We start from the raw sequence: 20,168 nt of genomic DNA, 5'->3' as shown, positions 1-20,168 counted from the left end.
TAGAAGAAATAGATAGGAATATTGTCATACCTATAGTTGTATCAATTTTCACGAGCTTTATAACCAATGTCCTTCTGTTATATATTTTATAACAAAGGTAGTTAGAATTGTTGTTATAAAAGAAACTAGAATAGGTGTTAAGATTGAATGTTTGAAAAACTTAAACTTTTTGTAACGCTTAATATTTTCATAGTCTAAACCATATTTAGTGATTTTTACCATGAAATCCCCAGATACATATGGTTTATATTTTATTAAGCCAATATCATCAAGGTATTCAAGATTGATAAGTAGTTCATTAATATTAATTGTGGATATTGCTTTGTTTTTCAAGAATTTATCTGAATGTATTATATCAGTAGTGTTCATTTTCTTTAACTCTTTAAGAATCTTTTTAGAGTTTTTGGATAGGTACATAAGTTTGACTCCTTTTTAGTCTATTATACATTAATAAAAAAATATTTTTAATTTACTCTTGACAAGTAACGAGTAACATAATATAATCGTTGTAACGAGTTACAAAAAGGGGGTGAATTAAATGAGTAGAGCAGAATATATGAAAGAAATACGAAAGAATAAAAAAGCTTTCAGTGTTCTACTTGAAAAAGAAAGATTTAAAATCATTGATGATTACTTAAAGAATGAAAATATGAGTAAAAAAGAATGGTTAGAATCTAAAATAGATGAGATAGAAAGACAAAAAAAATAAAGGTAGTGTTGACGTTCAAACAAAACTACCTTTAAATTCAACGATAAGGAAATCCTCATCTCAAATATATTATAACTCATTAAGGGTTTCCTTTCAATATGAAAGGATTATAAAAAATGAATAGTATAACAATTAATAATAACAGTATTGAGAGAAAAATATATAACAATCAACCAGTAGTTACTTTTAAAGATATAGATTTGGTACATGAAAGACCAGATGGTACAGCTAGTAGAAATTTTAGAACAAACAAGAAACACTTTATAGAAAACCTAGATTTTTACTATATAAATATTGATAAATGCAAAAGCGACGAAATTCGTCGATTTGGAATTGAGAGCCCTAGAGGTGGTTATCTTTTCACAGAAAGCGGCTACCTAATGTTAGTAAAATCTTTTACAGATGATTTAGCATGGCAAGTGCAAAGGCAACTTGTTAATTCATATTTTAGATTAAAAGAGGAAGTTTACGAGCAACTAGAACTAGAACCTTACAAGCTAGAAAAGAAAACCTACAAGGGTAAGCCGGTTATGACTGTTAGGGATATTGTTTATCTAACTGGAGAAAATAAAGATAATATCAATTGGCTTGTTAGGTCAAAGTCTTTGGGTACTCTTTTAAATGCTAGGACACTGAGAGATTTTAGGTTTGAAAATAATAACATAAGTGCTTACAACAGGCTCAACATTCTATTTAAAGATGATGTATATAGTTTAATTGGAGAATATAAACTTAGAGAAGATGCACACTTGAAAATAAAAAAATATTTTGCTGATAATAAGTTAGCTTTAAAGAGTAGTAAAGGAAGCATAGATAAGTTCCTAAAGGCTCAAAGATTAACTGACTTATATAGGAGCTTGTATATATTTGCTATGGATGAGGAGATGAGAGAAGATTTTACAGAAATTATCTCAGAAAAACTTGTAGAACTTGGTTTTTTAGAAAGACCTTGTAGGGATCTAGGAGTAAATACCAAAGAGGGATGGAATTTAGGTATAAAGTTAAATGATTATAAAAAGATGTTAGTTAACAATTAAATAATATTAAATTAGGAAGCTTTCGGGCTTCCTTTTTTTATGGAGCTTTAGTTTAATCAGGAAAAACACCAGACTCCAAATCTGGGAGATAAAGGTTCAAATCCTTTAAGCTTCGCCATGGTCAAAGCAGACCTAAAATGCTGGAATGTTACTAATCTAGAGTCATAGCGACGACTTAAAAAGCTTAGGAATGGAGATTTTATGAAGACAGAAGAACTCAAAGAAATAGGACTAAATGATGAGCAAATAGCGGCGGTTTTCAAACTAAGAGGTCAGGAAGTAGAGAATTTCAATAATTTAAAAAATGAATATGAGACCTTGAAGACTGAAAACGAAAACTATAAGTCCCAAGTAGCAAGTGCAAATGAGCAAATAGAAGCCTTCAAAGATATGGATATAGATTCCATTAAGGCAAGTGCGGAGGAATACAAAAACAAGTATGAGCAAGCACAAATCAAAGCTAAAGAAGATATTGACAGAATCAACCTAAACAATGCTATTGATCTAGGCTTAGTAAATGCTGGAAGTAGAAATCTTAAGGCGGCAAAAGCCTTGCTTGATATCGACAGCTTGAAGGATTCTAAAAACCTAAACGATGACTTGAAAGCACAAATTGAGGGACTAAAAGAAAGCGATTCATACCTATTTAAAATTGAGGGAGAACCAAAGCAAAGGGGCATAGGTAAGTCAGGTTCTATAGGAGATAAGGAACTTAAAGATATGACTTACGAAGAAATGCTTCAAGCTAACAAAAAAGGTATTTTATAGGAGGAATTAAATGCCAAAATTATTTGATAAGACTTATTTTAACCCAGAAGTTTTTGAACAATACATTGATGTAATCGAAAGAGAAAGAACAAATGAGCTACTTAATTCATCTGCTATTGTAGAAAGGGCAGACCTCAAAACAAGAATGGATGAACAAACAGGCGGTAACATCATTGTTACTCCAATTGCCGGAATCCTATCAGGGGACGCTGATAATTATGATGGCCAAACAGATATCAAATCAGACTCAACTAATACTTTTTACCAAAAGAGAGTTGTTATTGGTAGGGCCCACGCTTGGACTGAAAAAGACTTTGTTTTTGATATTACAGGCGGACACGATCCAATGAGAACTGTTGCTAATCAACTTTTAGATTGGTGGGCAGACCTTAAACAAGATTCACTTCTTGCAATCCTTGAAGGTATCTTCTCTATGACAAAGGCAGAGGACAAGAAATTTGTAGACGGCCACACATATAAAGATGATGTATTCGGTCAAGTAACCTTAAACAACGCACTACAACAAGCCTTTGGAGCTAGAAAGAAAAACTTTGCAGCAGCTATTATGAACTCTGCCGTTGCAACTCAATTAGAAAACTTAAATCTAATTCAATATGCAAAATACACCGACGCTAGAGGAATAGAAAGACCACTTGCCTTGGCAAACCTTAACGGTAGACCAATCATTATTGATGACTCATTGCCAATAAGCAAAGAAGGGGAATACACAACATATATCTTTGGCCAAGGAGCTTTTGAATATACCAAGGCTGGAGCTAAGGTGCCTTATGAAACTGACAGAAACCCAATGAAAAACGGCGGAGAAGATACCCTATACACTAGAGATAGATTCTGCTTTGCACCAAGGGGTATTTCATTTACTGAGGCTTCTATGGCTTCATTATCACCAACTGAAGCAGAGCTTAAGAAGGGTGCTAACTGGGAAGTAGTAAAGAATGAAGAAGAAACTTTCCCACTTAACCAAATACCAATAGCAAGAGTCCTAACTAAACTTGAAGCTAAAAAGCCAGCAGGGGAATCAGGCAGCCCAGCAGCTTAAGCAGAAAGGGGTTAATTTATGTTAACCTATGATGATTTTATTAAAAATAATCCTAGAGTAGACCTGCCAGAGGGCCTTTTTACGTCCTTACAAAGGAGAATTAGAAGGCGTATAGACTTCTTGACCTTTGAAAGAATAAGGGAAAATGACAAAGACCTACAAAAAAGAATAGATGAAGTTACCCAAGATATAATTAACCAGCTTTATTTTAATAATAGGGAGCTTTTAATTGATTCGGAGGGTAATTCATCTAGTAATATAAAATCGGAGTCTGTGGGCGAATATAAAGTGGAATACGCACAATCAAATTCCTTGTCAGTAGATAAAAAAGATGGATTAGTGGCAGGTCTTATTGATCAAATGATTAAAGAGGCCTTTGTCCATACTGGCCTAATGTATAGGGGCGTTTATTGATAACTAACGCCAAGGTTACAATCATAAAAAGAATGGTTGTAGATAGACAAAACGTGTATAAACCCCTAAGAACTTACCCTTGCCACTGGGAAGAGACTAGAGGGATTAACACTAACCGCACTGGTAGGAGCAAGGATGATATTGACGAAATAACATGCTATATACCAAATGAGCTTTTAAGAACTGTTGACGTTGAAGACCTAGTAATCAGAAATGATGAAGAGATAGATATTGAAGAACTAAAGACAGCTAAGGATTATCAAAAGAAATACAAGGCTAAAATAGTGACAGTTTCTGATGTTTTTGACTTCGGTTCACCTAATATGCAGCATACGAGAATAGGGGCTAAGTAATGATAAACTTTTCTAAATTTGACTTTGACCAGGCTAAGGCCTTGAAGGAAAGAGACCTTGAAACAGGAGGTCAAGTTCAAAAATTTATAGATAGTGAGTGTATAAGGAGAATGGATCCTTACACACCAAAAGATTTAGGCACCCTTATAGGTTCAGCGACTAGCCAAACAAGTATAGGAACAGGAAGGATAGTCCAACAAACCCCTTACGCTAAAAGATGGTATTATGAACCAGCTAATTTTCAGGGAGCACCTACGAGGGGGAACAGGTGGTTTGAAAGAATGAAGTCAAGTCACAAAGACTCAATCTTAAGAGGAGCTGCAAGCCTAGCAGGAGCAAAAGTAAAATGAAATCAATTATAGAAAGTATAAGGGAATATTTTCTTAAATGCCCTTATTTAGAAGACGATGTAAGGCTTAGTGTTGATTTTCTGGGAGACCAACCTCTAGAATACGGAATCTATACTGAGCCTATAAGTCCAACAATTAAAAAATACGTAGACGGAGATGAGCTTAAACAATTTGGTTTTATCTTTACTACAAGAAGTCATATGAGCGGAGATTTAGTTACACAGCTAGAAAACTCTGCTTTTTTTGACAATTTAATTGAGTGGATCCAGGAGATGAATAATAAGAAAGAATTTCCAGACCTTGAAGGTGATAAGTATCCAACAAAGCTGGAAATAATAACGAATGGTTACTTGTCTAGTGCTGATGTCGGTTCTAGTCAATACCAAATACAAATGCGTTTAGTTTATATGGAGGTAAACAATGGAAAAAACTAAAACACTACAAAATTTAAAAGAATTTAAAGGCCTTGTACTAAGGGCTGATGTAGTTTCATTTATGGAAGTAAATGATTTATATTACAGAATGAAAGGTTTCACCGACCTTCCAACATCTAAAGAAACAGAAGAATATTCAAGAAAATATGTCGACGAGAAATCAGAAAGAACTGCCGTTACTGGTATGACTTCAACAACTGATTTCACACTAGATAGGTACAAGGACAATCCAGTACACGATAGAATTCAAGAAGTCTTTGATAAAGAACAATTAGCAGATGACGCTACAGTTAATATTGTAGTTGTCGACTTTGCCAAACCAATTGAAGGACAAGAAGGCAAATTCTATGCAATCAAGAGAAATCACACTATAGTTCCAGACTCTGCAGGTGATGGTACTGACGCTTACCAATACTCAGGAAGTTTCAAGGCTAATGGTCCATCTATTGAGGGTTATGCAGAACTAGGAGATAAGGATTCAGACTGGCTAACAATTAAATTCACTGAGGGTGAGCCTACTGCGTCTACATCTTCAAGGACAGCTTAAGTTAATTATTTAGGGGCTAGACGCCCCTTTTTCTTTTCAAAAAATTAAAAATAAAGGAGTAAATTATGGCATTTAAAAGACAAAAAAGACAAGTAATTAAATTTGAATTTGAATATCAAGATATTAATGGAGATACTCAATTTCTAAAATATGAAATTGAGCATGACACAGATCTAGCTAAAAAGCTGACAGCTATAGGTGAATTAGACTTTGAAAAGATGTCTTCAAGTGAATCAAAAGAAGCCCTAAGAAAAGCCTTTGACACAATTCTAGGCCTTGGGGCAATGGATGATATTCAGGAAAAAGTATTCGACGGAGAAGAATTGCTTCTAACTGATTATTTATCTATAGGAAATTACCTTGTAGAAGAAGTGGACAAGGCCAATAAGGAACTAGATAAGCTTACAAACTCTTTTAGCTTTGGCAAAAAAGAAAATGTAATCGATGGAATTATAGTTGATGAAAAGTGAGTATTCTAACTAAAGGCCTACCAAAAACAATAGACGTAAGCGGAAGAAAGGTAGCTATAGAAACAGATTTTAGGGTTTGGATTAAATATGAAGAAATAATGCTAAAAGAAGATGAGAAAGCCCAAATCCAGGTATTAGAAGTTATTAATACATGCTTGGCGGAGGATTTTAAGATTTCAAGCCTTGATGAATTAGAAAGCTTATTTGATGGCTTTTTATGGTTTTATAGTCTAGGAAAAAAGATAGATGGAAGCCAAGAAAAAAAGAAAGAAGAAGAGGACTCAGAATTTGCTGGCCTTAGCTTGGTATACTCTTTTGAACATGACTGGGCATATATATATGCAGCCTTTACGGAATGTTATAATATCAATCTTTTTACCGCCAACCTACACTGGTGGGAATTTAAAGCCCTTTTTGAGGGGCTAAACCAAAAATGTCTATTTTCAAGAATTATGTCTTTTAGATCCATGAATATCACTTCTAAGATGAGTAAGGATGAAAAGAAATACTATAGAACAATGAAAAAGATTTATGCTTTGCCAGATGAAAGGACAGTGGAAGAAAAAGAAAATTCTTTTGCTAGGTCAATGATGGCAAGCATGCAAATATAAAGAAAGTGAGGTGACATATGGCAAGTGATGGTAAACTGCTATTTGATACCAAGTTAGACACCTCAGGATTTAAAAGCGGCCTTGCTTCCCTATCTTCTATGGCAACTACTGCTGGAAATGGATTTAAAAGCATAACAAGCAAGGCTGTTAATGGAATAAAAACTGGCTTTGTTGCTGCAGGAGCAGCGGTTGCAGGATTTGGAGCCTACTCAGCAAAGGCTGGTGCTGACTTTGACGCAGCTATGAGTGAGGTTCAGGCAATTTCAGGTGCCTCAGGTAGCGACCTAGAGGCTTTAAGAGATAAGGCCAAGGAAATGGGTGCAACCACCAAGTTTTCTGCTAGTCAATCAGCCGAAGCCCTTAAGTACATGGGTATGGCAGGCTGGAAAAGTCAAGAAATGATTGATGGTCTGCCAGGAATCATGAACCTTGCCGCCGCTTCTGGAGAAGAATTAGGTACTACATCTGATATCGTAACAGATGCCCTATCAGCCTTTGGATTGACGGCCAAAGATACAAGCGAATTTGTTGACGTATTAGCTGCCGCTTCTACAAACTCAAATACAAACGTATCTTTACTAGGTGAATCATTTAAGTATGTTGCACCAGTAGCCGGAGCCTTAGGCTATAAAGCCCAAGATGTGGCAATTGCCTTAGGTTTGATGGCCAACGCCGGAATCAAAGGATCTCAAGCTGGTACATCTTTAAAAACTTCCATAGCACGACTAGCAAGTCCTACTAAAGCGGTTCAGTCTCAAATGGATAAGCTTGGCATATCATTGACAACCGCTTCGGGAGAAATGAAACCTTTTAAACAACTCATGATGGAAATGAGGAGGTCTTTTAAGGACCTAAGTGAAGTCCAGCAAACCCAAGCAGCGGCCACAATCTTCGGTAAAGAGGCAATGTCAGGTATGCTTGCAATTTTAAATGCAAGTGATGAAGACTTTAATAAATTAACAGAAAGCATTTATAATTCTTCTGGTGCCGCCGAAGAGATGGCAAAGATAATGAATGATAACCTTAAAGGTGATATAACCATCCTCCAATCAGCCCTAGAAGGCCTAGGAATATCCTTATATGAAAACGTGGACAATCCTTTTAGGCAAGTAGTCCAATCAGTAACTGAACAAGTCGATAAGCTTAACGCCGTAGTCAATGAGGATATAAGCAAACTCCCTCAGGTTATAGGTGATATGATAGCCCAAGGGGCAGTTGCCGTAGCGGAGAAAGCTCCTAAATTTATTGAAGCGGGCAAAACTATAATTTTAAGCCTATTAGATGGCTTGCAAAAGAATTCTGACAAGCTAGCAAGTAGTGCAGCGGCAATTATAACCACTTTAGTTTCTGCCTTTATGGAAGTGGGGGCAAAGCTTTTTGAAGTAGGCGGAGATATTTTAATCAAACTTGCCGAAGGTCTAACAGCCAACGCCTCAGTCTTAGTGCCAAAGGCCATTGAAATTATCGGTAAACTTGCTGAAAGCTTTAATAAAAATGCGCCTAAACTTATAAAGGTTGGTATAGACCTTATAAAAGCAATAGCAAAAGGGATTGCTGATAATCCTGATGTTGTAGCTAAAGCGGTTCCTCAGATACTAAAGGCTTTAGCAATAGCCTTTGCAGCCTTCAAGGGAGCAAGCGTAGCTAAAAGCATGATGTCTTCTTTAGCTAAAGGAATCATGGGTGAAAAAACTGTTGTCAGCGAGTCGGCTACTGGAGTTATAAATTCCTTAATACAAGCTTTTAACAGTAAAGGCTTAAAGCTTAACGAGGCTGGCGGAAAGCTTGTAGATGTCTTGGCAAAAGGAGTTTCAAGCAAGGCTAGCATTTTAAAATCAGCTGGATCTAAAACTATAGGACCACTGATGACTGGAATTAAAACGGGGTCTAGCAAGCTAGCAGGAATAGGAAGCAATATAGTTAGCATCTTATCCAGCGGCATAAGCAAAATAGGCGGAAGTAAGCTAGTAACTGTCGGTGGTGGCCTGATAAAGGCCATAGGTGGCGGCCTAATGAAAGGTTTAACGCTAATAGGAGGTATAGGAGCAAAGATAATAGCGGCTCTTACAACTGTTTTATCAAATCCGGTTGGCCTTGCAGTGGCAGGTGCTGCCCTTATAGGCTTTATAATCAAAGGTTTTAACCTTGATTTGCCAAAGATAGCAAACTCTGCCGGCAAGATTGTAGGGTCAATTGCAAATAAAATAAAGCAAGGTGCCTCTAAACTAATTGATGCTGGTAAGTCGATGGTTAATAAAATCGGCGACGGTATCAATGCAACTAAGAAATTCTTTGCCGACGTTCACTCCAAGGGACTTATATCAGTGCTTGGAAGCAAACTTAAAGCTGGAGTCAATAAGTTAAAAGATATTGGTAAAAGCTTTATAGATGGTATCAAGCAAGGCTGGGAAGAAAATGAAAATAAGGTTGCTGACAAGGCTAAGGACCTGCCTAAAAAGGTTAATGACTCAGTAGATGGAGCGGAGACCAAGCCAACTGGCGAGAATATGGTTATGGGTGTGGTGGAAGGTTTAAAAGACGGCACCACAGATATATCAACAGCCTACAAAGAATTAATTAAGGGTGGAGTTTCAGACTCTGACGCTAGGGCCATTATAAGGCAAGAAGGTAAGGCAAGCGTCGATGAGTACGCCCAAGCAATCTATGAGGGGTCAGGCAATGTAAGAAGTGCCTACACAGCCCTAAGGACATCTGGATTAGAAACTATGGAGGCAGCCGAACAATTCTTCGAGATAGCAGGACTTAACCTAGACGGTTTTGTGAATGGAGTTGAAGAAGGCGGTCAAACATATAGGCAAAAGCTTCAAGAGATGATGGACTCAGGAATGAGTGAAATCGAAGCGGTAGAAAAACTAACCGAAATAGCTCTTAGAAATATGCAGGGCTTCAAAGATGGTACAAGCGAAGGGGCTGAAGGAATTATAGAAGAATTTACTACTATGATGGATATGGGCCTTGATGAACTTGAAGCCTTTGATGAAATGTATGCAAAGGGCCAAATAAATGTGGACGCCTTTGGTCAAGGTTCGGCCGCTGGTAAAGAAGCGGCCCTTGCTATTTATAGGCAATTAAGAGATTCTGGCCTATCATCTGTAGAGGCCGTTCAAGCTATGCATGATATGGGGCTTTTAAATGTAAATGGCTTTGCTGATGGAGCCAACGCTGGCAAAATCAATGTAGAAGCCGCTTACCAAGCCTTAAAAGCATTAGGCTTAAGCGAAGCTAATATTGCTGAAATACTAAGAAGTATAGGGGCAGAGAATGTCGCCGCCTTTGGCGAAGGTGTAAGTTCAGGTCAAGAAAATGTATCTGCAGCCTATAATAGCACCTTTGCAAATCCTCTAGAAGCCCGCTCTTCCATGATTTTTGGAACTGCAAATAAACAAGGTTTAGATACTGGTGTAAACTTTGCAGATGGTATCGAGTCAGCAACCATGGATGTAACTACCAGGTCCCAAGCCCTGGGCCAAAGTGCCATTGACAAGCTCCAAGGAGGAGAAGGCGAGGCCAATAAAAAGGGCCAGGAAGTAGGCAAAGAGTATGCGACTGGTATTGATACTTCAAAGGCTGCCGTAGATAAAAGTGCAACAAGCATAGGTAAAGACGCCGCCCAGGCCTTGTCTAATCAATCTAAAGACTTTAACCAAGCTGGTAAGACTGCAATGGAAGGTTATAGTTCAGCGATAAGTAGCGAATCAAGCAAGGCAGTAGCTAGCATTGATAAGATGGGCTCATCTATACAAACAAGCCTTACAAATACCTCTAATGTAGTAGCACAAAATGCAACAAAGATGATGAATACCTTAGCTAGTAATGTAACTAGTGGATCAAGTAAAGTTCAAACATCTTTTACAAACATGCAAAATAAAATAAACTCTACCATTACAAGTATGAGTTCTAAAACTACTAGCCAAACTAAGTCAATGATGACTAATGTAACTAACTCCATTACAAGTGGAGCAAACAAGATAAATACCCAATTTACCCAGATGGGGAATAAGATTAATTCAACCATGACCACGACTTCCAACCAGGTCAAGACCTCTGCCAACAATATGATGAATACTTTTGTATCAACCATTACCAGGGGCAGTAACAAAGCTAAATCCACTGTAAAGTCCATGTGTTCTCAAATGGTTAGTACTGTTAATGGATACAAGGGGTCCTTTGCTAATGCTGGATATAATTTGATGGCAGGTCTTGCTAATGGTATCTATAACGGCAGGTCAGGAGTAATTAACGCCTCAATTAATGTCATGAGGTCAGCAGTTAGTGCTGCAAAAAGAGCCGCAGGAATCCACTCCCCTTCAAGAGTTTTTAGAGACGAAGTCGGTAAGATGCTTACCCGTGGTATGGGTATCGGTATTGAAGATGAAGAAGGCTTTGTAGTAGGCAAGATAAAGTCCACCATGGAAGCAATTAGAAAAAAAGCTAAAAATGCAGTCCTACTTGATAATAACAAAATGGGGGCAGACCTAGCCTATAGTTTTGCTGGCGGATCTATACAAAATAAACAAGAAATCGAAGTATAAGTTACAAATGGAGCGGTTACAAGCGTGATAAACTTAGACTCTAGAGAGATAGGAAAGGCGGTGGCCCCTATTGTAAGTCAAGAAATCAGCAAGGAAAGGAGGCGTAGAAGATGAAAAAATCAATAAATTTAGTAAAAGACTTAAAATTTTATGACGCTCATCTTTTGGCCTACCCTGACATAGGAAATACCATAATCGAGCGTGACGAATTCAAAGCTGATACGGGTATAACTTTTTATAGCAAAGAGAGGCTGGCCTATGCTCCAGTCTCCTTTTCTATAGAATTTAAAGGAAGCAAGTCAACTATAAGAAAAAATAGAAATAAGGTATCAAAGCTTTTAGATATGGCAACCATAACTTTTGATGAAGAAGTCTTTTATAAGGGGAGATTCTTAGGTGAAAGTGGAGAAACCAGATACTGGTATCAAGTAGTTACCTACAAGGGCAATGCAATTGCTATGCTAGATACTCAAAGAATAGAAATCCCAATAGGTAAGCAAGTAACCATATACAATAATGGAAATTTACTTACCCCTTGCCGCTTTTACTTTGAAGGTAGTTCAAAAAATGTAAAAATCAAGGGTTTTGATGATTTGATAGACCTCTATAATGTCGATGACACAACAAGAATTGACGCCGAAGAAGGCTTATATCAAGCTAACATTGAATATCAATACTACACCTTCTCCTTTCCATACCTAGATGATAAGGTGGACTTGCTGGTAGAAGCTGATGGAAATATAAAATGCTTTATGGAATTTGAAGGGAGGGTTATATGCTGATATCAACACTTACTGATACAGAAGAATACCCTTTTTCCCTTTACAAAAACTTAGAGTTTGAAAAAGGAATCAACGAGCTTACAAAGCTAACCTTTGAAATTCCAAAAGAATTTAGACATATGTTTCAGGCCGAATGTTTAGTAACCCACAAAGATATAGTTTATGAGGTTAAAAATATCGAGCCTCTTTATGGCGGATACAAGATAGAGTGCAGGAAAGCCATATACACACTTCAAGCTGTATTCTTAAAGAATCTTAATTTTGTCCATAAGAATTTTGAAACAGTTATTAAGGGGTTATTACCTTCTTTTTGGAGTTATGAAATCATAGGCAAGATTGATGGTCTTAGAACTATAACTGTAGACCATATGGATCTATGGGAAGCAATAAATCTTGTAGTCAAAAAATTTGATTGTGAATTCAAAATTGATACATCAAAATATCTTATTACTTTTGGCAAAGAATTAGGGGAAGATAAGGGAGTTTGCTTCTTTGATGACTTAAATATCAATGATAAAGACATCACTGAGGAATCTTTTGAATTTGCAACCAGGATTATTCCTGAAGGTATGAACGGCCTTAAAATAAATCAAATCAATGATGGTAAAGAATATCTGCAAGATAATTCTTATTGCTTTAAAACTATTACCTACTACTGGAAGGATGAAAGATATACAAATATTCAAAACCTTAAAAGAGACGCCGAAGAAAAGCTTAAAGCCTTATCAAGGCCAAGGATAACAATTAAACTTAAAGTTCAAGACCTATCAGACGCTATAGGGGTTAAAGGTCAAAAGTATGAGGTTGGAGATTATGTTTATCTTATAGATAGGGACAGAAAGGTAAAAGAAAGATATAGGATTATATCTGGTAAATTTTACCCCTACAAGCCTTTTGATAACGACTTAGTCCTTGCTAATAAGCCTCTTGATATGGTAGACGATATGAATGAGACAATCGAACTTACCAATCAGATGTGGGAGGAAACCAGGGTAAGGTTTGAAACCACTGATGACGCTATCAAGGAAAGTGTCGAGACAACAAAGAGATATACTGATGATAGCTTTAAGACCTACAAGACTGAGAGAATTCAAACCGACAATCAGATATACGAGTCTATAACAGAAGCTACAACCTATGTAGATCCTCAAACTGGCCAAACCAAACCAATAATTGATAAGCAGTTAGAGATTGATAAGACTATTGATGGTATAAATATATCACTAATCAACAATGCAGAAGATATAATAAAAAGGCAAAATGAAATCAATGACTTACAAAATGTTATCAACAAACTAGATGAAAAATATCCAACCTTTACAGACCTATATCAAAGTTCAGAAGCATTGGATAAAAAAATCTTATCTACTGAAAGTAAATTTAATATAAAAAACGATGAAATTTATAGCAAAATTGCAAGCGTAAGTACTAGTACAAGCAAGATGTTCGAAGACTTGAATAACGAATTAAAATCAGGAGTTCCGTTAGGAACTAAAAGATTTTTAGAACAAAATTACTCAAGTATAAGTCAAACTGATGATAGCATAGCAAGTTCTATAGGGAAGGTGAGAGCCGAAGTTGATGAGGAGCTAAAAGGTGTAAAAGGTGAGATTGAAAAGACTAACTCCTCTATATCTCAAACCAACGAAAGCATAGTAAGCTCTGTAAGCCAAGTTAAGGCAGAGGTTGACGAAGAGTTCAAAGAAGTAAGAGGTCTAATAAGTCAGACCAACTCAACAATTGCCCAAACCCCTGACATGATAAAAACTGAAGTCAGCAAGCAGGTCCCAGATATAAGCGGCATAGAAAATCAGGCCAAGGAGGCCTTAAGCGTGGCCAAGCAGACAGCCGAAGAGATTTCGACTAAGGTTAGTAAGGGAGAATTACAATCAGAGATTTCCCAGACTAATGATAGGATAGCCACCAAGGTTGGCAAGCTGGATGTCTTATCAATAATCGAGCAACTACCAGATTATGTACAAATCCAGGCTAAAAACATTGACCTTAAAGGAGATGTAAGCGTGGTTGGTGAGTTTAAGACAGCGTCCATTGACAAGAGAGTAGAGATAGTGGGGTCTAAGATAAATTTCTTTGACGGTTATGCTACTAAACTCGGTAGCATAGGAGTCAATGATGATGGGTCGGTGGAAATTTCAGGTCCAAATTATAGTACTGGGACAATAGTCGTTAATAAATATAAAGATTTTGATTATTCAAACTTTTCATCATCACAACTAAATTCTTTTCTAAATGGTAAATGGGGAGTCATAGAACTAAATGCCTTTGGTATAGTTGCTAAAAATATAGGAATTGACCAATACTTAAACATACAAGGGTATATGCAAATAGGTGATTATATTAAAGTAAGTAGATATCTTGGCCAACAGCTTAAATTCACAAGTGAAATGTATAACTCAAGCTTTGTAATAGACTTTTTTGATAAAAAAACATTCTGGACCTAGGAGGACGAATGGAAGATATAAAAGATAAATTAATAACTAAATATATGATGATTTGCATGAAGCAAACTCATTCTATACAAGTATTAGAAATAAAAAATGAAGAACTAGAAGCAAGAATAAAAGAACTAGAAACCAAGGAGGAAGAAGATGGAAAAGAGAACAGCTGAAGAAATAAAAGTAGATAAGGTTGTAAGCGAACTAGTAGAAGTAGCGGTCAAAAATGAACTAACACTAGTAGACCTAGACAAGGCCTATTATAAGCTAAGAGACTACTACAACAAAAATGCAGTACTAAAAACAGAGGAGACAAGCAAATAGGAGGCCATATGGCTTTTAATTCACTAGACTTAAGACAAGTTAAGGGAGGCAGGATAATCAAACAAGCTGATAAGTCCACTCCCTTTTCCTTTGTCCTAATTGACAGAAACGGTAAAGAAATAAACCTAGACGGCAAAGAAGCCCTGATATCCTTAAGAAATCCCCAACATAAAACCTATTGGGAAGTAAAGAAAAAGGTAGAAGGATCCATAGTTAATTTTTCAATGCCAGGTAACCTAAAAGATGACCTTTACATCCTAGAAATATCCTGCGACGGCTACGTCTTTCCGTCAGACAATGAATTTATAATTGATGTCAAAAAAGGTTATGCAGACTTTGCAGACAAGCAAACTGCAGAGCTAATAAAAAAAGAAACTAAGGACCTAGTCAGAGATGAAGCGATAAAAGCAGTAAAAGAACTAGGAGCAACTGAACTAAAGGGAGACAAGGGAGACAGAGGCCCTCAAGGAATCCAAGGCCCTCCAGGTAAAGACGGTAAAAAAGGAGACCAAGGGGCAACGGGTAAAACAGGACCACAGGGGCCACCAGGCAAAGACGGAAGCACAGGTCCTCAAGGCCCTCCAGGTAAGGATGGAGAAATAAATCTAGCTAGTATATCAAAGCTAAATACCGAAGAAAAAAAGGGAATCAGAGACCAGTTGAACGCTCCAAGCAAAGAGGAAGTAGTCCTAAAAGAAGTAGGTAAGGGCCTATCTGATAATAACTTCGATAATCAATATAAGAAAAAACTAGATAGCCTAGACCAATCCTTTAAAGAAGTTAATGATTCCATAGACAAGGTCAAAATCAAGCAAGACAACCATCTAAGCGACTTAGCAAGCCTAGGAGCATATGAGGTTGGAGATAAACTAATAAAACTAAAACCAAGTATCACAGGCGATGAAGTAAAAATAGGATATATAGAAATAGGAAAAATCCTAACTAATGACTTCTATGAATTCCCTTTTGAAGGTGAGATTTTAAATATAAAATTTAAGTCAGAAGCCGATGGCCACATCCTACTATATGGCAAACCAGACTACGACGACCCGGCCCACCCAGAACTAAAGTATGTAGCAAACGATGTTGAAAAGGCCACAAGATGTGTGGTAAAAGTCAATAAAAATCTAAACTCTTACATCATTGATTTTAGAGGAAAAGAAGATGGCCTGCCAGGTAAAAAGTTCCAGGGGCAATTGGTAGTAACTAATGTTACTATGCCTGAAGATAAGCTGAGCTTGATTAGAGAGGAGGGGTTATGATACAAGTAAAGGAAAATTTGCTAAAAGGTTATAGAGGCACTTATAAAATTAAAGCACTAAATAATGGGGTTGCATCGGATAACTACAATTACCGACAAATAACAATTCCAACTACACTTAAAGAAAATCAAAAATATACATTTTGCTTTAGTTTTAAACAATTTAATGGAAGCGGAATATTTTCAATAATGCTGTTCGATAAAAACAACATTAAGTCTGCTGGTGGTGCAAGATTAAATGTTATCGATGGAAGATTTTATTTTAACTTCACTTTTCGAGTTGGGATTACTGTGAATTTACTGATATATACAGATGTGTCAGGAGAAACTAGAGGAGTGGGAGCGGAGATAAAGGATATGATTATAGTTGATGGATACTTTGATAAGAATGGTGAAGAAATTGTATACTTACCACATAAAGAAGATGTAAAACCTGAAAAACAAGCTGTTTTCCCAATCGGGGGGGGGGGTACGTTCAAAGAGGTTTATCCAATATAGTATCTACCCTAAGCAATCTTCTTTTAGGAAGGAGGTTGCAGCGTGAAAATTAAACCAAATTTATATAAAGGTGAAAATAAGATTTTAGAAAACCCAAGAGAGGATATAGGGCATAAATATATTGGCGATACAAGCAATTTAATACCTGGGAAATCTTACACCTTTTCATGCAAAATCAAGCAAATACCTGGAGAGAATAAGCACGCAACAAACAGTGTTCATATAGCACAAGGACATAATCAAAGATTTAAAAGTTATGGTGGATATTATATCAAAGATATAAGTGATGGAATATTAGAATTTACTTTTAATTATATAGCTGAATCTAATTCGATACTTTGCTATACAGGAGTAGGTAACCTTGCAATCAAAATGGGGGCAGAATGGTCCAACATAGAAATAGTAGAAGGTGATAGCAAAAATCCTATTTTCATACCTAATAAAGATAACCTAGAACCAAGCAATCAAGCCGTTTTCGTGGCGGGGGGGGGGTATTCAAGGAAGTGTATCCACTCTAAGCTTAAAACTAGTCGAAATCGACCAGTTATATTTGGGGGTGGGTTATGTTAGTTAAGCACAACCTATTATTAAATGGTGGTAAATTACAAAGACCTGTATATATGTATGCGAGGTCAAACGAGGATATCTTTATTAAAGACAATAAAGTTTATATAAATAATCTAAAGACATCGGCAGCTGGATTCACTAGTATAGGAATGTATGAAAAGAATATGTCATTAGATAATAATAAAACATATTATCCTGGATTTTTTGGAAGTATTGATGGTGATGTCGATATTTATAAAGGCATATACAAAACATATAAAAGTAAGGGAAATTTTAATTATATAGAGCTGAAAGGCGGTGAAGTAAAAGGACCTTTACACATTAGGTCTTATAATGGGGCTAATGTAATCTTAGAAAGATTATGCTTATTTGAAGATGGGATAGGAGATATCTTCATACCTTGCATAGAAGATTTACCAACAGAAAAACAACCCCTACTCCCACCAGAAGGACAATATAAAGAAATAACACCACTATAAGAGAGTCTAGGCTCTCTTTTTTAGTACAAGAAAGGAAGAAAAAATGTATAAAATACAAAAACAATATTACGAAGGAAAGAATGTAACAGATGTAAGACTAACCCAAGATGAACCATACAGGGACTTTGTCGTAAGTTTTGAGGGGAAAATCGAAGGCTTATCAGATGAAGAAATAACTCAGAAATCCTTGGCCAAGCTAGCAGTAGAATTTGACCCAAGCCTTGCCTTTAAAGATCTCATGGGTAAATTTGGGGCAATGGATACAAGGCTAAAGTCAGTAGAGGATTCTATTTCCATGCTTATGCTTAAGGACATGGGCTTAGAAGAGATAGGAGGGGAGATATAATGATACCAAAATATGCACTAGAAGTATTAACCAGAAGCCTTGCAAGAAGAATTATATATCAAGGTGAAACCATAGACTTACTTTTAAAAAAGCTATCCAAGCTAGATAAGGAGGTGAAAGAGCAGCTAAGAGAGAGTTTAGAAGTATATCTAGAAGAAAATAAGTATGAAATAGAAAAGATTAAGATGAAACTAGCCTTAGGCAAGTAAGGGAGGTCTTATGCATGAACCAACCATAAAAGAAGTAAACCAGGTATTTATAGACCAAGGCACGGCAGTAGCAATACTAATATTTCTAGTATTTTTATTAGTCATATACTTTGGCTTAAAAATTTGGTCAATCAAAAAACAAGAAGAAGCTACTCAAAGAAGAACTGATGAAGACAGAGCCTTTGAGAGAAAACAAAAGGAAGAAGACAGAAGACTGAGTCAAGAAAAAGATGATAAGTTTCTGGCTAGCCAAGAAAAAAGTAATGAAGTTCTACAGCAGCTACTAAGGGAGGTGATAACGGCAGTCGAAAGTAGCAGAATATACACTGAGAGGTTCGAAGGTCAGCTAAAAGAGCATAGCGAAGACTCACATGTAAGTCTAGAAGCTTTGAATTCTTCCATCCATGAACTAAAATCCATGATGGAGATAGCTTTGACCACTCAAGATGACCTGGTCAAAAAAGAGATGCTGGCAGACTTAGAAAAGAAAATTGATGACTTATACAAAGAAGTAAAAAAAGATTAAAGGGACTGGCCTAGGCTGGTCCTTTTGTTATGGAGGTAAATAATGGCAAGTATTGATAAAATGATGGAATATGCAAAGTCTAGATGGCACCAACCTAAGTATAAGTTAGGTGGAGGCAGGATTGGAGCGGAGGCCTCTTATAACTCCAAGACAGAGGACTGCTCTAGTTACGTCTATAAATGTGCCAAGGTAGGGGGCTTTATACCTGAGACCATGTGGAATGGTAGCACTGAGGACCTTTTTAGGTTAGCCCGCCAAGGCAAGTATCTTAAAGAGATATCTTATAAGGATGTAAGGCGTGGTGATATCTTTGTAAAAGGCAAGGAGGGAGCATCTGGTGGGGCTTATGGCCATACAGGTATTTTTACCCGTAAAGGTGAGATTATCCACTGTAACGCCGGCTCTAACTGGACTGTAACCACTAACAACGAGCAGGAAGGTTATTGGTACTACCTAGATGATAGGTATTATCCCGTACGCTTTTTCAGATGGGTTGGCAGCGAGGATAAAAAGGAAGAGCCTAAGAAAAAGGCTGACCCTAAAAAGGCTGCTCCAAGTCCTAGCATGGTTGCTGGAGTAAAAAAGGTCAAGAATGAGAAGTGGAGAGGATATACCACCACTTACTGCAATGTTAGGAGCGGCCCATCTACTGCAAGCCCTGTGGTTGCCCAGTATAGGCCTGGTCAAGTCATCTACTATGATGAGGTCTGGGAGGGCAACGGATATAGGTGGCTATCTTATATCGGCGGTTCAAAGCAAAGAAGATGGGTTGCTTATAGGCGTACTAGTGGTAACACCAAGCCTTGGATTAAGTTTTAGGAGGTAAATATGTTAGATAGTTTTAAAATTTTAGGTCTTGTAGTTTTAGGCTTATCAGTCCTATCTTTAATCGGATATGGCATAGGTCTAGCAAGGGCAAAGACTGAGGAACTGGAAGATAAAAAGGTTAAGTATATTCTAGGTCATGTGCTTGATCTAGCAGATACAGTAGTGGAGGCCCTTAATCAAACTGTGGTCGAACCACTCAAAAATTCAGATAAGCTTGAATTTGATGTCGAAGCACAAAAAAGAGTTTTGGAAACTGCAAAAGACAAGATAAAAAAATAGGGTCGATGATAAGACCTATGAACTACTAGGTCAATACCTAGGCGGATATGATAAGATAGATGGCTACATTGAGGATGTAGTCGAGAAAAAAGTACACGAAAAGAAGTATAATACTAGTAAATAAAAAACTACTGATGTAGCGATATCTAAAAAATCTAAAAAAAGTTTTAGTTTGCATAGGCAAATTACAGCATAAATAAATTATAGAAACGAGGAACTCTAAACTCTTATGTATAACGTAAAACCTACTCTTGTGCTGGGGTAGGTCTTTTTAGTACCATAAATAGTGTAAGAAAGAAAGTAATTT

General features: G+C 36.8%; 26 protein-coding genes and 1 tRNA gene. 26 read left to right on the top strand and 1 reads right to left on the bottom strand.

The window, feature by feature from the left end; all coding sequences use genetic code 11:
• Nucleotides 1–57: 57 nt before the first annotated feature.
• On the bottom strand, nt 58–417 hold the full coding sequence (locus tag RRB46_RS09335; protein WP_311538325.1) for a hypothetical protein: 360 nt from the start codon (nt 415–417) through the stop codon (nt 58–60).
• Between the two features lie 121 nt (nt 418–538).
• On the opposite strand from RRB46_RS09335, the gene RRB46_RS09330 reads away from it, so the two are divergent.
• The 26 genes from RRB46_RS09330 (at nt 539) to RRB46_RS09205 (ending at nt 19,861) form a co-directional block, all read left to right on the top strand.
• A complete protein-coding gene (locus tag RRB46_RS09330; RefSeq protein WP_004836085.1) occupies nt 539–709 on the top strand; it encodes a hypothetical protein in 171 nt (56 codons plus the stop codon).
• 116 nt (nt 710–825) lie between these two features.
• Nucleotides 826–1,746: an ORF6N domain-containing protein gene (locus RRB46_RS09325; protein ID WP_311538324.1), complete on the top strand. Its 921-nt coding sequence runs from the start codon at nt 826–828 to the stop codon at nt 1,744–1,746.
• Between the two features lie 41 nt (nt 1,747–1,787).
• A tRNA-Trp gene (locus RRB46_RS09320) sits at nt 1,788–1,864 on the top strand.
• Between the two features lie 83 nt (nt 1,865–1,947).
• A complete protein-coding gene (locus tag RRB46_RS09315) occupies nt 1,948–2,514 on the top strand; it encodes a phage scaffolding protein (protein ID WP_311538323.1) in 567 nt (188 codons plus the stop codon).
• A 10-nt stretch (nt 2,515–2,524) separates the two neighbouring features.
• Nucleotides 2,525–3,574 (top strand): major capsid protein, encoded by a 1,050-nt coding sequence (locus RRB46_RS09310; protein ID WP_311538322.1) that lies wholly within the window; start codon nt 2,525–2,527, stop codon nt 3,572–3,574.
• An 18-nt stretch (nt 3,575–3,592) separates the two neighbouring features.
• A complete protein-coding gene (locus RRB46_RS09305) occupies nt 3,593–3,988 on the top strand; it encodes a hypothetical protein (protein WP_311538321.1) in 396 nt (131 codons plus the stop codon).
• On the top strand, nt 3,985–4,341 hold the full coding sequence (locus tag RRB46_RS09300) for a DUF6751 family protein (protein ID WP_311538320.1): 357 nt from the start codon (nt 3,985–3,987) through the stop codon (nt 4,339–4,341). Before RRB46_RS09305 ends, RRB46_RS09300 begins: the two co-directional genes overlap by 4 nt.
• Entirely contained in the window at nt 4,341–4,691 is a 351-nt protein-coding gene (locus RRB46_RS09295; protein ID WP_311538319.1) for a hypothetical protein, read from the top strand. The genes RRB46_RS09300 and RRB46_RS09295 overlap by 1 nt, the downstream gene beginning before the upstream one ends.
• Nucleotides 4,688–5,125, top strand: coding sequence for a hypothetical protein (locus RRB46_RS09290; RefSeq protein ID WP_311538318.1), 438 nt, complete (start codon nt 4,688–4,690; stop codon nt 5,123–5,125). The genes RRB46_RS09295 and RRB46_RS09290 overlap by 4 nt, the downstream gene beginning before the upstream one ends.
• Nucleotides 5,112–5,672, top strand: coding sequence for a hypothetical protein (locus tag RRB46_RS09285; RefSeq protein WP_311538317.1), 561 nt, complete (start codon nt 5,112–5,114; stop codon nt 5,670–5,672). Before RRB46_RS09290 ends, RRB46_RS09285 begins: the two co-directional genes overlap by 14 nt.
• A 65-nt stretch (nt 5,673–5,737) precedes the next feature.
• On the top strand, nt 5,738–6,142 hold the full coding sequence (locus RRB46_RS09280; protein WP_311538316.1) for a hypothetical protein: 405 nt from the start codon (nt 5,738–5,740) through the stop codon (nt 6,140–6,142).
• Complete coding sequence (locus RRB46_RS09275; RefSeq protein WP_311538315.1) at nt 6,139–6,753, top strand: Gp15 family bacteriophage protein; 615 nt, start codon at nt 6,139–6,141, stop codon at nt 6,751–6,753. Before RRB46_RS09280 ends, RRB46_RS09275 begins: the two co-directional genes overlap by 4 nt.
• Before the next feature lie 17 nt (nt 6,754–6,770).
• Nucleotides 6,771–11,306, top strand: coding sequence for a phage tail tape measure protein (locus RRB46_RS09270; RefSeq protein WP_311538314.1), 4,536 nt, complete (start codon nt 6,771–6,773; stop codon nt 11,304–11,306).
• A 110-nt stretch (nt 11,307–11,416) separates the two neighbouring features.
• Nucleotides 11,417–12,088 (top strand): hypothetical protein, encoded by a 672-nt coding sequence (locus tag RRB46_RS09265; protein WP_311538313.1) that lies wholly within the window; start codon nt 11,417–11,419, stop codon nt 12,086–12,088.
• Complete coding sequence (locus tag RRB46_RS09260) at nt 12,082–14,550, top strand: phage tail spike protein (RefSeq protein WP_311538312.1); 2,469 nt, start codon at nt 12,082–12,084, stop codon at nt 14,548–14,550. Before RRB46_RS09265 ends, RRB46_RS09260 begins: the two co-directional genes overlap by 7 nt.
• Before the next feature lie 8 nt (nt 14,551–14,558).
• Nucleotides 14,559–14,717 carry a hypothetical protein gene (locus RRB46_RS09255; protein ID WP_311538311.1) on the top strand — a complete coding sequence of 53 codons (159 nt, stop codon included), beginning with the start codon at nt 14,559–14,561 and terminating at the stop codon, nt 14,715–14,717.
• Entirely contained in the window at nt 14,698–14,868 is a 171-nt protein-coding gene (locus tag RRB46_RS09250; RefSeq protein WP_311538310.1) for a hypothetical protein, read from the top strand. The genes RRB46_RS09255 and RRB46_RS09250 overlap by 20 nt, the downstream gene beginning before the upstream one ends.
• 8 nt (nt 14,869–14,876) lie before the next feature.
• Entirely contained in the window at nt 14,877–16,130 is a 1,254-nt protein-coding gene (locus RRB46_RS09245; protein ID WP_311538309.1) for a collagen-like protein, read from the top strand.
• Nucleotides 16,127–16,627, top strand: coding sequence for a hypothetical protein (locus tag RRB46_RS09240; protein WP_311538308.1), 501 nt, complete (start codon nt 16,127–16,129; stop codon nt 16,625–16,627). The genes RRB46_RS09245 and RRB46_RS09240 overlap by 4 nt, the downstream gene beginning before the upstream one ends.
• Nucleotides 16,628–16,669: 42 nt before the next feature.
• Nucleotides 16,670–17,197, top strand: a complete 528-nt coding sequence (locus RRB46_RS09235; RefSeq protein WP_311538307.1) for a hypothetical protein — start codon at nt 16,670–16,672, stop codon at nt 17,195–17,197.
• A complete protein-coding gene (locus tag RRB46_RS09230) occupies nt 17,191–17,673 on the top strand; it encodes a hypothetical protein (protein ID WP_311538306.1) in 483 nt (160 codons plus the stop codon). The genes RRB46_RS09235 and RRB46_RS09230 overlap by 7 nt, the downstream gene beginning before the upstream one ends.
• A gap of 43 nt (nt 17,674–17,716) precedes the next feature.
• A complete protein-coding gene (locus RRB46_RS09225) occupies nt 17,717–18,019 on the top strand; it encodes a hypothetical protein (protein WP_311538305.1) in 303 nt (100 codons plus the stop codon).
• The gene (locus tag RRB46_RS09220; RefSeq protein ID WP_311538304.1) at nt 18,019–18,228 is read left to right on the top strand and encodes a hypothetical protein; all 210 of its coding nucleotides are present in this window, start codon (nt 18,019–18,021) and stop codon (nt 18,226–18,228) included. The genes RRB46_RS09225 and RRB46_RS09220 overlap by 1 nt, the downstream gene beginning before the upstream one ends.
• A 10-nt stretch (nt 18,229–18,238) precedes the next feature.
• On the top strand, nt 18,239–18,754 hold the full coding sequence (locus RRB46_RS09215; protein ID WP_311538303.1) for a hypothetical protein: 516 nt from the start codon (nt 18,239–18,241) through the stop codon (nt 18,752–18,754).
• 42 nt (nt 18,755–18,796) lie between these two features.
• The gene (locus RRB46_RS09210) at nt 18,797–19,573 is read left to right on the top strand and encodes a peptidoglycan amidohydrolase family protein (protein WP_311538302.1); all 777 of its coding nucleotides are present in this window, start codon (nt 18,797–18,799) and stop codon (nt 19,571–19,573) included.
• 9 nt (nt 19,574–19,582) lie between these two features.
• The gene (locus tag RRB46_RS09205; RefSeq protein WP_311538301.1) at nt 19,583–19,861 is read left to right on the top strand and encodes a hypothetical protein; all 279 of its coding nucleotides are present in this window, start codon (nt 19,583–19,585) and stop codon (nt 19,859–19,861) included.
• The last annotated feature ends 307 nt before the right edge of the window (nt 19,862–20,168 follow it).

It is taken from the genome of uncultured Anaerococcus sp. (assembly GCF_963512375.1).
GTDB lineage: Bacteria > Bacillota > Clostridia > Tissierellales > Peptoniphilaceae > Anaerococcus.
The sequence above is the reverse complement of the archived record's forward strand: the minus strand, read 5'-3'. Positions and strand labels throughout refer to the sequence as shown.

Coding starts and splice junctions, on each gene's coding strand:
- RRB46_RS09335 (WP_311538325.1), bottom strand. CDS start 417: ATGTACCTATCCAAAAACTCTAAAAAGATTCTTAAAGAGTTAAAGAAA.
- RRB46_RS09330 (WP_004836085.1), top strand. CDS start 539: ATGAGTAGAGCAGAATATATGAAAGAAATACGAAAGAATAAAAAAGCT.
- RRB46_RS09325 (WP_311538324.1), top strand. CDS start 826: ATGAATAGTATAACAATTAATAATAACAGTATTGAGAGAAAAATATAT.
- RRB46_RS09315 (WP_311538323.1), top strand. CDS start 1,948: ATGAAGACAGAAGAACTCAAAGAAATAGGACTAAATGATGAGCAAATA.
- RRB46_RS09310 (WP_311538322.1), top strand. CDS start 2,525: ATGCCAAAATTATTTGATAAGACTTATTTTAACCCAGAAGTTTTTGAA.
- RRB46_RS09305 (WP_311538321.1), top strand. CDS start 3,593: ATGTTAACCTATGATGATTTTATTAAAAATAATCCTAGAGTAGACCTG.
- RRB46_RS09295 (WP_311538319.1), top strand. CDS start 4,341: ATGATAAACTTTTCTAAATTTGACTTTGACCAGGCTAAGGCCTTGAAG.
- RRB46_RS09290 (WP_311538318.1), top strand. CDS start 4,688: ATGAAATCAATTATAGAAAGTATAAGGGAATATTTTCTTAAATGCCCT.
- RRB46_RS09285 (WP_311538317.1), top strand. CDS start 5,112: ATGGAAAAAACTAAAACACTACAAAATTTAAAAGAATTTAAAGGCCTT.
- RRB46_RS09280 (WP_311538316.1), top strand. CDS start 5,738: ATGGCATTTAAAAGACAAAAAAGACAAGTAATTAAATTTGAATTTGAA.
- RRB46_RS09270 (WP_311538314.1), top strand. CDS start 6,771: ATGGCAAGTGATGGTAAACTGCTATTTGATACCAAGTTAGACACCTCA.
- RRB46_RS09265 (WP_311538313.1), top strand. CDS start 11,417: ATGAAAAAATCAATAAATTTAGTAAAAGACTTAAAATTTTATGACGCT.
- RRB46_RS09260 (WP_311538312.1), top strand. CDS start 12,082: ATGCTGATATCAACACTTACTGATACAGAAGAATACCCTTTTTCCCTT.
- RRB46_RS09255 (WP_311538311.1), top strand. CDS start 14,559: ATGGAAGATATAAAAGATAAATTAATAACTAAATATATGATGATTTGC.
- RRB46_RS09250 (WP_311538310.1), top strand. CDS start 14,698: ATGGAAAAGAGAACAGCTGAAGAAATAAAAGTAGATAAGGTTGTAAGC.
- RRB46_RS09245 (WP_311538309.1), top strand. CDS start 14,877: ATGGCTTTTAATTCACTAGACTTAAGACAAGTTAAGGGAGGCAGGATA.
- RRB46_RS09240 (WP_311538308.1), top strand. CDS start 16,127: ATGATACAAGTAAAGGAAAATTTGCTAAAAGGTTATAGAGGCACTTAT.
- RRB46_RS09230 (WP_311538306.1), top strand. CDS start 17,191: ATGTTAGTTAAGCACAACCTATTATTAAATGGTGGTAAATTACAAAGA.
- RRB46_RS09225 (WP_311538305.1), top strand. CDS start 17,717: ATGTATAAAATACAAAAACAATATTACGAAGGAAAGAATGTAACAGAT.
- RRB46_RS09220 (WP_311538304.1), top strand. CDS start 18,019: ATGATACCAAAATATGCACTAGAAGTATTAACCAGAAGCCTTGCAAGA.
- RRB46_RS09215 (WP_311538303.1), top strand. CDS start 18,239: ATGCATGAACCAACCATAAAAGAAGTAAACCAGGTATTTATAGACCAA.
- RRB46_RS09210 (WP_311538302.1), top strand. CDS start 18,797: ATGGCAAGTATTGATAAAATGATGGAATATGCAAAGTCTAGATGGCAC.
- RRB46_RS09205 (WP_311538301.1), top strand. CDS start 19,583: ATGTTAGATAGTTTTAAAATTTTAGGTCTTGTAGTTTTAGGCTTATCA.